Raw genomic sequence first — 1,827 nt, forward strand, 5'->3', positions numbered from 1 at the left:
GCCCGCCACCGACGGCCGCCCGCGCCGCGCGGGCATCTCCTCCTTCGGCATCAGCGGCACCAACGCCCACGTCCTCATCGAGGAACCCCCGGCCGAACCGCACCCGGCCAGAAGGTCCGGTGCGTCAGGCGCGTCCGGTGCGTCAGGCGCGCCCTCCCGCGTCCTGCCGTGGATCATCACCGGCAGGACCGAGAAGTCGCTGCGCGACCAGGCCGAGCGCCTGCGCCGGTTCGTCGAGGCGAGGCCCGGGCTGGAGGCGGCCGACGTCGCCTACTCGCTGGCCACCGGACGCGCCCTGCTCGACCAGGGCGTCGCCGTCCTCGGCGACAGCCGCGAAACGCTCCTCGAGGGCCTGGCCGCGCTCGCCGGTTCGACCGACGACCGGCAGGTCCCCGGCGTGGTCGGCACCCGCACGGCCCGCCCCGGCAGGACCGCCTTCCTGTTCACCGGCCAGGGCGCCCAACGGCTCGGCATGGGGCGCGAGTTGTACGAGACCAATCCGGTGTTCGCCGAGGCGCTGGACCGGGTGTGCGCCCATCTCGACCCGGAGCTGGTCCGTCCCGTGAAGGGAGTGCTCTTCGCACCGGAGACGTCCGCCGACGCCGCGCTGATCGACCAGACGGCCTTCACCCAGGCCGCGCTGTTCGCCGTCGAAGTCGCTCTGTACCGCCTCTTCGAGCACTACGGCGTGCGGCCGGACTACCTGCTCGGCCACTCCCTCGGCGAGGTCACCGCGGCCCATCTGGCCGGCGTTCTCGACCTCACCGACGCCTGTGTCCTGGTCGCCGAGCGCGGACGGCTGATGCAGGCCGCCCGCGAGGGCGGCGCGATGGCCTCGGTCCAGGCCGCGGAGGACGAGGTCCGCGCCTCCCTGCTGCCGTACGGCGAGGAGCGGGTCTCCGTCGCCGCCGTCAACGGCCCCCGCGCCACGGTGATCTCCGGTGACGAGGACGCCGTCACCGAGATCATGGAGGACTGGCGGGCCAAGGGCGCCCGGGTCAGGCTCCTGACCGTCTCCCACGCCTTCCACTCCCCGCACATGGAGGAGATCCTCGACGAGTTCCGCGACATCATCTCGGACCTGACCTTCAGGGCCCCCGAGATCCCCGTCGTCTCCAACGTGACCGGTGTCCTCGCCACCGACGAGGAACTGATGTCACCGGACTACTGGGTCCGCCACATCCGGGGCACCGTCCGGTTCCACGACGGTGTGCGGTTCCTGGAGTCCGAGGGGGTCACCGAATACCTGGAGCTGGGGCCCGACGGCGTCCTGACCGCGCTCGCCGCGGCATGCCTGACCGAGCAGGCCGGGGTGCTCACCCCGGCACTGCGACGCGGGCGGTCCGAGGCGGAGTCCGTGGCGGCGGCACTGGCCCTGCTGCGGCTGCGCGGAGCCTGCCCCGACTGGACCAGGGTCCTCCCCGGCGCCCGCAGGGTCGACCTCCCCACGTACGCCTTCCAGCGCGAGCGGTACTGGCTGGACGGCCCGGACGCCCCGCTGGACGCCGCCGGCCTGGGCCTGACGTCCGCCCGGCACCCGCTGCTCGGCGCGGCCGTGGGCCTGGCCGACCGGGACACCCACGTCTTCACCGGACGGATGTCGTCGCACACCCACGGCTGGCTGGCCGAACACGCCGTCGACGGCAAGATCCTGCTGCCGGCCACCGCCCTGGTGGAACTGGTGATGCGCGCCGGCGAACAGACCGGCACCGAGGCACTCGACGAACTGCTGCTGTCGGCACCGTTGGTGCTGCCGGCGCGGGGTGGTGTGCAGGTGCAGGTCGTCGTCGGGGAGGCCGACGGCGTCGGACACCGTGGGGTGGAGGT

General features: G+C 73.4%; 1 protein-coding gene. It reads left to right on the forward strand.

The window, feature by feature from the left end:
- On the forward strand, positions 1-1,827 hold a 1,827-nt coding region (locus AB0N31_RS36450), incomplete at both ends, for a type I polyketide synthase (RefSeq protein WP_366062832.1).

The sequence above is a fragment of the Streptomyces sp. NPDC051051 genome (assembly GCF_040682975.1).
GTDB lineage: Bacteria > Actinomycetota > Actinomycetes > Streptomycetales > Streptomycetaceae > Streptomyces.